The 9,650-nt window shown below is 32.1% G+C and carries 12 protein-coding genes and 1 other RNA gene; all 13 read right to left on the reverse strand.

The window, feature by feature from the left end; translation table 11 throughout:
• Nucleotides 1–48 precede the first annotated feature (48 nt).
• The gene (locus ACFQ32_RS04040) at nt 49–258 is read right to left on the reverse strand and encodes a hypothetical protein (protein ID WP_046324673.1); all 210 of its coding nucleotides are present in this window, start codon (nt 256–258) and stop codon (nt 49–51) included.
• 662 nt (nt 259–920) lie between these two features.
• Nucleotides 921–1,286, reverse strand: a transfer-messenger RNA (tmRNA) gene (ssrA, locus tag ACFQ32_RS04045).
• Nucleotides 1,287–1,356: 70 nt separating this feature from the next.
• Nucleotides 1,357–2,163, reverse strand: coding sequence for a Cof-type HAD-IIB family hydrolase (locus ACFQ32_RS04050; protein ID WP_046324672.1), 807 nt, complete (start codon nt 2,161–2,163; stop codon nt 1,357–1,359).
• Between the two features lie 268 nt (nt 2,164–2,431).
• Nucleotides 2,432–3,616: an acetate/propionate family kinase gene (locus tag ACFQ32_RS04055; protein ID WP_046324671.1), complete on the reverse strand. Its 1,185-nt coding sequence runs from the start codon at nt 3,614–3,616 to the stop codon at nt 2,432–2,434.
• 45 nt (nt 3,617–3,661) lie between these two features.
• Entirely contained in the window at nt 3,662–4,663 is a 1,002-nt protein-coding gene (locus tag ACFQ32_RS04060; protein WP_046324670.1) for a class I SAM-dependent methyltransferase, read from the reverse strand.
• 190 nt (nt 4,664–4,853) lie between these two features.
• Complete coding sequence (locus tag ACFQ32_RS04065; protein ID WP_052724640.1) at nt 4,854–5,363, reverse strand: ComGF family competence protein; 510 nt, start codon at nt 5,361–5,363, stop codon at nt 4,854–4,856.
• A complete protein-coding gene (locus tag ACFQ32_RS04070; protein WP_052724639.1) occupies nt 5,347–5,622 on the reverse strand; it encodes a hypothetical protein in 276 nt (91 codons plus the stop codon). Before ACFQ32_RS04070 ends, ACFQ32_RS04065 begins: the two co-directional genes overlap by 17 nt.
• Nucleotides 5,612–6,034, reverse strand: coding sequence for a prepilin-type N-terminal cleavage/methylation domain-containing protein (locus ACFQ32_RS04075; protein ID WP_046325193.1), 423 nt, complete (start codon nt 6,032–6,034; stop codon nt 5,612–5,614). Before ACFQ32_RS04075 ends, ACFQ32_RS04070 begins: the two co-directional genes overlap by 11 nt.
• The gene (comGC, locus tag ACFQ32_RS04080) at nt 6,024–6,362 is read right to left on the reverse strand and encodes a competence type IV pilus major pilin ComGC (RefSeq protein WP_046324669.1); all 339 of its coding nucleotides are present in this window, start codon (nt 6,360–6,362) and stop codon (nt 6,024–6,026) included. The genes ACFQ32_RS04075 and comGC overlap by 11 nt, the downstream gene beginning before the upstream one ends.
• Nucleotides 6,363–6,371: 9 nt before the next feature.
• A complete protein-coding gene (locus ACFQ32_RS04085) occupies nt 6,372–7,376 on the reverse strand; it encodes a type II secretion system F family protein (protein WP_046324668.1) in 1,005 nt (334 codons plus the stop codon).
• Entirely contained in the window at nt 7,342–8,316 is a 975-nt protein-coding gene (gene comGA / locus ACFQ32_RS04090) for a competence type IV pilus ATPase ComGA (RefSeq protein ID WP_046324667.1), read from the reverse strand. The genes ACFQ32_RS04085 and comGA overlap by 35 nt, the downstream gene beginning before the upstream one ends.
• A gap of 135 nt (nt 8,317–8,451) precedes the next feature.
• Nucleotides 8,452–8,835 carry a VOC family protein gene (locus ACFQ32_RS04095; RefSeq protein WP_046324666.1) on the reverse strand — a complete coding sequence of 128 codons (384 nt, stop codon included), beginning with the start codon at nt 8,833–8,835 and terminating at the stop codon, nt 8,452–8,454.
• Nucleotides 8,836–9,264: 429 nt separating this feature from the next.
• Nucleotides 9,265–9,650, reverse strand: a 386-nt coding sequence (locus tag ACFQ32_RS04100; protein WP_379907032.1) for a hypothetical protein, incomplete at its 5' end; no start/stop codon positions are given.

Raw genomic sequence — 9,650 nt, forward strand, 5'->3', positions numbered from 1 at the left:
TTTTCCTCCACTATTTTCTATAGCTTGATACTCCAGATCTTTTTAATGCTAAATTTCACGAGCACTCAAAATATCCGAGATTTTAATTTCATTTTCAACAGAACCTCCAAGAAAAGTTAATTCTGGTTCGTCATCATCTTCATTCAATATATCCTGAACAAAAATTTCCTTCTTTTGACCATTTTTCAACGTAAACTCAACATTGCGACCATAAAAATATTTTCCTAACTCTTGCAATGTCATTTTATGTGGATCCATTTCTTCAACTTTCTAGTCATCAAACAACTTTTATATAATTTCGTAGGGTCGATAATAAGATAACTTAAATAACTTTTCATTTTAAAACTGTTTTGTGAAAGTTTATCTGTTTTAAGCACGAAACAAAATTGAAACGTAGTTAGATATGCTTATACAATCACCATTTTTGAAAGCTCAATGAAAAATAAATAGTTCTTATTTTTCATTTCTTTTATTTTATACTAGTTACTTGTCAGCTAACACAAGGAATTAAGATATTCGTTTTTACTTCTTGGTCTTTTTCCGCCACTCTTTTATCATAATACGTTATTGATTCCTTTGTCTATATAGTTAATTAGCATTTTTGCTACATAATTAATTGTTTCATAATCATTCAAAAAACTTTCTTTTGTTATATTCACTGAGCTAATTCTGCAAAAAATGACTGTTAAAGCTAAGTTAAATGTTAAATAGTAGGCAGATGTTGGATTTTTTATTGTTTTTATATTAAAAAATAACAGTCGTACTATAAAAATTAATGAATAAATCGTAGCCTAGTAAAAGAACATAGAAGTTTATAATTCCTACTAAAAAAATAAAAATTCCAGTTTAATTCTTTTTTACCATACAAAAGTAAAATAAAGCCCTATGAACGCTTTATTCATAGGGCTTTATTAATATATTTATGGAGGTGAGGGGAATTGAACCCCTGTCCAAACGCATTCCGTCACTGACATCTACGATTATAGTTATATTATTTGAACTTCACTAGTCCAAAACGCCATATAACAGGGCTAGTATGGACTAGCTAACCTGGAATGACTCTTTTTAACTATTCAGATGAGGTAGTTAAACGTAACTCACTAAGTTGATACTTGAATTCAGACGTGAGTAATCCGAAAGCAAGCAACACATGCGCCTAAACTAGGCAGCTAATGCGTAAGAATTTTCTTTATTTGCAGTTATAAAACTGTGACGTTTTTACGTAGACGTGACCTACGAACCGCAGTCAATGCGAATCTACGCCTGTCGAATCCCAAAACACCCCCGCTTTAGGTAATACAATTATAGCATAATATAGCTAAATTGCCTAATACCAGAAGAAACCTTGCACTTTATCTAAAAAACAAATTGGTCAAAAGCCAAGGCAATTCCATCTTGATTATTTGATGCAGTTTCAAAGTTAGCTTGGTTTTTCGCTTCAGAAGAGCCATTTGCCATAACTACTGAAGTTCCTGCAACCCTAAACATAGGTATATCGTTTCGTTCATCCCCAATTGCCATCACTTCATTAGTTTCAAATCCTAGTTTTTTTGTCAAAAATTCAAGTGCCACCCCCTTGTTAACATCTGGATGCATTATTTCTAAAAAGTTATCGGCTGCTCGCACCACATAATTTTCTTTGCCAAAGGTTTTTACAACATTAGCTTCAACTTCGTCAAGCTTGACTTTTTCGTCAGCAAAAACAGCCTTAATTATTTGTTCATTTTTAGGTAGTTCATCAGGCCTTCTGATTAGAACACCAGCACTGTTTTCCCATGCCTGGACAACAGTAATTCGATTAACATTTAAATTATTTGTAATGATTGCACTGTTTTCAGCGACAACATTGTAAGCCACGCCATGCTCTTTAGAATATTGGTCAATCTTTTCATAAGTTGTTTGATCAATTCCCAATTGTTGAAGAGTCTTACCTGTCACCGTCTCAATGACAACGCCATTAAAAGTAACAACATATTGATTGTCTTGAACTATTCCTAGTTCATTCAAAAAATGCTTCACACCAGCTAATGGTCGTCCAGAGCAGAGTACTACCTTGATATTTCGCGCTACTGCCTTCTTAACTACTTCAATAGTAGATTGAAGTAACCTTCCCTGACTATTTAATAGTGTGTCATCAACATCAATTGCAACTAATTTAATCATTTATTTTTCCTTTACCATTTCCTTCAGGTTTACAGTTATTTTCTATCGCAGCCGACCATACTTTTGCAAATTATTTTGATAGTCAGACCAGCTCAGCCATCACTATTAAGTTTGTCTCGAAATTTTTGAGCCAATTTTTTTTGCCAATCAAATATAATATTTCATTATGATGATGCTTTGCTTTTCGAATACTATAATATCAAAAATAAACAAAAAAAGTCGCTAATTTTTTCTTAGCAACTTCTCTATTTTATTATAAATTTCATCATTAACTCAAGTGAGCTAAACGAACGACATCCCGTTCAATCATTAATTCTTCATCAGTTGGAATAACTAAAGCTTTAATTTTTGAATCTGGCTTCGTAATAAATTTCTCACCATTTGATTTATTTGCTTCTAAATCAGGGTTTAAACCAATAAATTCAAATGATTTCATGATATTTTCACGAATACCAGAATCATGCTCACCTACTCCAGCAGTGAAAATAATCGCATCTGCACCTTTCATTTCAACCATGTAAGAACCAATATATTGAATGACACGATTTACAAAAATAGCTCTAGCAAGATCAGCTTTTTTATCAGAATTTTTCTCTAGGTCACGCATATCTGAGGAAATCTCAGAAATACCTAATAGACCAGATTTATCATTCAAAATATCAATCATTTCGTTAATATCAATATGGTCTTTATTCATGATATATTGCAAAACAGATGGATCAACATCACCGGAACGAGTACCCATAGTGATGCCTGCTAACGGAGTGAAGCCCATAGATGTATCAAATGACTTGCCACCTTTAACTGCAGTAATCGATGCTCCGGAACCAAGATGACAAACAATCAGTCTCAAATCCTTGGCATCTTTACCAAGCATTTGAGCCGCACGACCAACTATATAACGAACTGAAGTACCATGGGCTCCATATTTACGTACGCCATATTTTTCATAATAATGATATGGAATTGAATACATGTAGTGAACAGGATCCAAAGTTTGGTGAAATGATGTATCAAACACGCCTACTTCAGGAACACCTGGTAGTAATTTCATAAAGGCTTCAATGCCTTTGCCTTCTGCAGGATTATGAAGGGGGGCATATTCTTTTAAATCATAAATTTTTTGTAACTTATCCTTGTCAATTAGTGCCGAATCGGTAAATTCTTCGCCACCCGCAACTATTCTATGACCTACACCAACAATTTCGCTTAGGTCATTAACAACATGGTATTTCTTCAAAGCCGCAAGCAATAAATTAACAGCAGTTTCCTGATCTGGAATTGCAACTTTCTCAGTATGTTTTTCGCCATTTGCCAGTTCAATTTGGAAAGAGGAACCATTAATGCCTACTCTGTCGGCAATTCCTTCTGCCAAAACCTTTTCTTCTGGTAAAGCAAACAACTTATATTTAAAAGAAGAGCTGCCTGAGTTGATTGCTAAAACTTTTTTCATAAATGTAATTCCCTCCATAAACTTGAATTTTTAACTTTTCACAAATCAATTAATATTTTTAGTATACCACTCATTTAGTTTAACATTAAGCTTTATTAGGTCTTCTTCCTTTTTAAACGAGTCTAACTTTGTGAGAAATACTTCACTATTTCTGGCATCTTTTCCATGATTTTGAAAAATTAAAATTGATCTTTGGTTAAATTTGTTTTGAAAAGCATTGTCAGGCAATTCAATTATTGACCGTAAAAAAACTTTTTCTGACAGCCAAGGCATGAAGTCACTGCCTCCTTTACCAGAAAGAATTGTCTGTGGTACGAGTAGAAAAGCATAACCAGCTGGCCTGAGGTTCTTAATAATTTGTTCTATAAATAAAAGGTGAGCAAGCGAATGACCTTTCACAGATTTAGTAGCAAAATTAGCAGCATTATCATCAACCGGATAATAACCTACAGGCAAATCACTTACAACAACATCTGGGCTGGGAAACATCCAAGGAGTTAAACCATCTTGACAAAACATTTCAATATCAATTTTATTCAAATGGGCTGCAATATCTGCAAAGCTTAGCATTTCTTCATCATTATCAATACCATAAAGTTCAAAATCCGTTTTAGAATGGTTGGAATTTTTTAGTTGTCTGACTACAGAAAATAGCAAATTGCCAGTGCCAATTGCCGGATCAACAATAATTAGTTTTTCTTTTGGCAACAGTTTGAGCATAAACATAGCGATAACAGTAGCAATAGCAGGTGGAGTCGGCATTTGATTAACATCTAGCCCATCTTCATTAACAGCTTTTAAAACTAACAAAGTGAAGATTTGTATCTTAATTTTTGGTGAAAGCTGATCGTAGTGCAAATTAGCATACTTTTGACTCAATTTTTGAACGGTCTCTTTGTCAGGAGCTCCCAACTCAACTTTTATCTGATTATTTTCTAAATTGTCAAAGGTTTCAACTAGAGCATCCCCCAAAGAGACATTCAATGCTTCTTGTAAACACTTAACACAATCCAAAAAATTATTAAAAAGTTTTTCTATATTATCCATAATTTCTTCCCCTTATCTCCTAAACATTTTAATTTTAATAGAAACAAGGTTATAAGAGCAAGCAAATCAATTATTAATCAGATATTCAATCAATAAAAAATTATTTTCCATACTTTCCTGATAAACTTCTAAATAAAATTGAACAAAAATCAAACAGGTAGTCAAAACTAAGACACTACTTAAAAGTGCGTTACCTCTTATTTTCCAACTTTTGCTTTTTATCATTTACTACCTTCTTCTTCAAATTGGGACGAGAATTAAATTTAAAGTATAATTCAGACTTTCTACCATCTTTTTCCATTACATTTATTTTAATCAACCTATCTTTTGTAAGAAAATCAGCTTTTTCAACATTCAGTAATAAAGGCATGTGCCCTCCTTTAGGTGTTGTCACACGTACCATATCTTTGTATAGCGTCAAATAATAGGTAGTTGTCTCATTCTTCTTATTTGTTTTTACAAACACTGCTTTTGAGAAATTTGAATCTTTAGGTAAGGTATAAGCCTTTATACCCTTTTCTTCATTTATAAACCGATTTAATTGCACATATGAAAAAACAACATCATCTGTTTTATGGTGTGCTTTATTAGCTAATGTCACTGTCTTTAACAAATTTTGTAACATCAATACTACAATTAAGGTAATAAGAACTGAGAGCATTGCTTCAGCTAAAATAAAGCCTTTACTTTTTAATTTCATATTTTTTATTATTTTTTACATCGAGAATTTTTTTATTATCTACAAAGCGATAAAGGCGGTCATGTACCATTACCTGTTTAACGTTGGTTTTTTTCATCACGTTCCAAGCATAAGTACGGTCAGTTTTTTGCTCAATTTTCCTTTCAATAAGTCTACTTTCCCCAATTATTAATTCTACAGTGGTAATTCCAATACATGCGATTATTAATCCAATCATGCTTTCCATTACTAAAAAGCCACACATTTTTTTATGAATCATTTATAGCACGTCCCCAAGTCATTTGTAATTTTATCTTTCGTGTATTTTTATCGTTACTGATGGTAATAGTATGAGGAGCCATTGAACCGGTAGTTGATATTTGTAAATTAGACAAATTATAAACATGTATTGGCTGGCTTATTTTTAATGATTTAAAGTAATTATCTCCGACAAATTCTATTTCTTTCAAATCCGGAAAATATTTAATAACACATGCTTGTTTACTTGTTGCTGAAACACGAGCGGCTTGTTCCACTGCACTCCTAATTTCTCCAACTGTATTCTCTAAAATTAATTTTTCTTTATAAGCATTTAACTCTATTGCACCTATTCCTGTGATGATTATTGCTATGGCCAAAGTAACGACCATTTCTACGAGAGTAAATCCTTTTAAATTAACTTTATTTAGCATTCTTTTCAACGATACCATCTTTTACAGCATAGTCCTTCGACTTTGTCAGTTGCTTCTTAGTTAGATAACCATCTTCAAACATGTTCTGAAAACTGATTGTTTTACCATTACGATCTTTATCATCTTCGTATAAAGTTACTTGAGTTTGTAAAGTTGATTTAAAGGCGTCATCCGTTTTTCTATTTGCATTGTTTTTTTGTTTTGCTAAGTTCGGAGCAATAATCACTAAAAGCATCATAATTATTGCAACTACAACTACCATTTCTATTAAAGTAAATCCCTTAACTTTACTCTTTTTCGATATCAAATTTAGTATTTTTTTCTTCATCATTATTCCTCAAATTTTTTGCATCATTGCATACATTGGTAATAATAGCTTCAAATATAAGCCAATAATGCATAATCCAATTAAAATAAAACAAAAAGGTTGTATATTTACAATTAACTTTTCTATTCTTTGTGCTAATTCATTAAAAAGTGCGTGTCCTAGAAGCATGAATTTTTTACTTAAATCTATTTTCTTTGAACCGGTTTGTAATAACAAAAGTAATTCATTCGGTAAAAAATCCTCTTTTTTGATTATTAAGTCAGGACTTATTCCCTGAGCCAACTGCTTACCCACACTCAAGCCAATTTGTTGTTGTAATGAGCCCTCCACCTGCATAGCAGCATAATCACAAATTTTTTGTAAAGAGAACCCACTCGCAAGCAAAAGTCCTACATCGTAAATTAAAATATATTCCACATATATTTGCACTAACGGCCCAATTATAGGAAAATGCCTCAGTTTACGTAGAGAAATATAATCTTGTTTTTTTAGTAAAAGCAAGACTTTACTCATAAAATAAATTATTACTAAGCAGGAAAATAATAAAATTAACAACATATAATCGCCAGTATGTTCACCAGATTCAGCAAATTGATTTGCGACAAAAGTTTGCATAAATAGTAAAAGGAAAATCATCATCAAAACTAAAACAAAGGGATAGGTCAGCTCAGATTTTAGTTTTTTAAGCTGATCATTTTTCAAGCGATTCAGTGTGGCAATTTGAGTCAGGCATTCTGTTAAATTTCCTTGTGCCATTGATAATTCGATTTGAGTTACTATTGTTTTAGAAAAACCTAACTTTAACATTTCTGAACTCAATTTCTTTCCTGCTTGAATTTCAGTACACAATCTAATAAAAATATTTTTGTGATTTGGCCATATTACTGGCATCATTTCTAAACTCGCATTAAGGGAAAAGCCGTTAGATAAACTATTTTGTAAATATTCCAAAAATTCTAGTCGTTCTTTACTCGTTAATTTATCCTTGTTGATATTGCTCAAATATTTGCGCACTTATTTTTCCTCTTTCTTTGAGCTCACTTAAATTTTCTGACCAAGAGACAAAATCTGCCCTTTTTTCTTGGCTAATATCTTCTTGCAATTGGGAGCCGCTATCAATATCCATCAAACAGGCAAAACCATCTACTGTAGGTAAAAGGCGTTGATAACATACAGCCGTCAAACAGTTATACAAATCTGCTGTACTAACGTGTAAACTTTCTAATCTAGAAATAGTTTGTAAAGTGCTTTTGGCATGAACCGTAGCAAAGACAAGGTGTCCACTTAAAGCTGCATCTACAGCTAATCTTGCAGTAACTTTATTTCTAATTTCTCCAATAATCAGAATGTCTGGTCGATGGCGCAAAGATGCTTCAAGTAGTCCCTCATAGCTAATATCAGCTGCTAAATTAACCTGTGTTTGCAAGAAATCCGCCTCTTGAATTTCAACAGGATCTTCAATAGTCATTACCATTTGGTTTTTACCTACTATTTTTGCCAAATTATACATAGTAGTTGTTTTACCCGACCCAGTTGGCCCACTGGTAATTATCAATCCCCTTCTTCTAGTTAAGTCTGTTAACTTTTCAATTTGCCTATTAAAAAAATATTTGCCAGAATCAATTTGATAAATAATCCTAACAACTAAAGATTCATTATCATTAAAGTCTCCAATGCTGGAAAGTCTTAAATAGTACACAACATTTTTATACTCATATTCAAAAGCACCCACTTGAGGTCTCCGGTGTTCAGCTATATCCATTTGAGCACTAAATTTCAAAAAATTAATTATTTCTTTCCCTTCATTCACTGGATAGTGAGCTTGATTTTTGATTCCTACAATTGTTCTAAAGTTAACTGCTAACTTATTCCTCTGCAATAAGAAAAAAATGTCACTTGCACGTTTATTTATTGCTTCTTCAATCATATTATTAACTGTGTCTTTGATTCTCATCAATTCCCTCCTTTACTTTGTACTAATATTAAATACGCGAAATTGAGATAAAACTTTTAAAAAAATTTACGAAAAAAAAAACATGATCCCTAAATTAAGAATCATGTTAGATATGTTTTTACTATTTAAATATTACTAATTAATATAATTTGAAATTTCAATCAAATTCTGGTCTGGATCTCTTACATATATTGAACGAATCTTACCTTCTGCTCCAGTTCTAATTACAGGTCCCAAAACAATAGGTAAATTATTTTTTTCGAATTCATCCAGTAAATTATCAATCGGTGTATCACTAATTAGGCAGATATCACCAGATCCAGGTGTTGGATAGGCTGCTTTAGGGTCTGTTTCATGATCTACTTCGTTCAAATTAATTTTTTGATGTCCGATCTTCAAAGCAGCTCTGCCATCTTGAAAATTAATTGTTTCAATACCAAAATAATGACGGTAAAAATCAGTTGTTACGTTTATATTGTTAACTGTTAATACTAAATGATCTAATCGGACTATAGCCATTGGATAAGCTTCCTTTCGCTTTTTACTCTGCAAATAACATAATTTACTAAACTTATTTTATATATAATTAGTATATACTAGTAATAACTAAATTTTATATTTAACATATTACGCTGGATTAACTTATAATTTTAGAGTTATTGTTCTCCTCATTAAAAACTTAAAATTCAACCAAAGGGATATGTTATTATAGCTAATAGAAAAATTAGCCATTATTCTAGTATTTTTTAGATGAAATCTTGTATTAAATTTGATCAACGAAAATATTGACAAAAGGTAAATAATTAAAAACTCAATATTAAAATGTATTAATCTTCTTTTTGCTTAATTATGAAAAGCCTTAATTTAGTAATAAAACTGTTATCTTAATTAAAAGGGAGTTTTTTAATAAGCTCCCTTTTTTAAATTTCGATTTTAAATTATTAAAACTTATTTCTCATTTTTTCGTTTTAAAAATCTTAGAAGTTCATCTCCTAGCGTACCAATTAACATCAAGCCACCTAAAGTTATTAAAGACATGTCAGAATTCTTTTCTTTGCCTGTCCGTGGTAATTTACTTTCTTGGTTATCGGCATTATTTGATGCATTTATACCGTTCAAACCGTTACTGCCGTTCAGACCGTTACTGCCATTCAAACCGTTACTGCCGTTCAAACCGTTACTGCCGTTCAGACCATTACTGCCGTTCAGACCGTTACTGCCATTCAAACCGTTACTGCCGTTCAGACCGTTACTGCCATTCAAACCGTTACTGCCGTTCAGACCGTTACTGCCATTCAAACCGTTACTGCCGTTCAGACCGTTACTGCCATTCA

Origin of the sequence: Lactobacillus melliventris (assembly GCF_042679465.1) — a bacterium.
In the GTDB taxonomy this organism is placed as follows: Bacteria; Bacillota; Bacilli; order Lactobacillales; family Lactobacillaceae; genus Lactobacillus; species Lactobacillus melliventris.